Annotated in this window: 1 protein-coding gene; it reads left to right on the forward strand. The window is 34.5% G+C overall.

Going from position 1 to position 267, the window contains the following annotated elements:
• A partial coding sequence (locus tag CD111_RS09540; protein WP_142380949.1) for a Cna B-type domain-containing protein occupies nt 1-267 on the forward strand: 267 nt, incomplete at both ends.

A 267-nucleotide genomic window follows, 5' to 3' on the forward strand; every position in this document is an offset into this window, starting at 1 on the left:
ATTAGCCGATGGCAAAGAAACAGGAAAGACAATTACATTAAATGAAAGTAACAATTGGACACATACGTGGACAGACTTAGCAGAAAAAGCTAAAGGGAAAACAATTGATTATACGGTAAAAGAACTGACAGAAGTTAAAGGATACGAAGTATCTATTAATAATCAAGATATGGGTGACTTAAACATCACAAACACATATAAACCTGAATCTACAAAAGTATCAGGGGAAAAAGTATGGAAAGACCACGACAACCAAGATGGTAAACG

The organism is Mammaliicoccus stepanovicii (assembly GCF_002902525.1).
Taxonomy (GTDB): Bacteria; Bacillota; Bacilli; order Staphylococcales; family Staphylococcaceae; genus Mammaliicoccus; species Mammaliicoccus stepanovicii.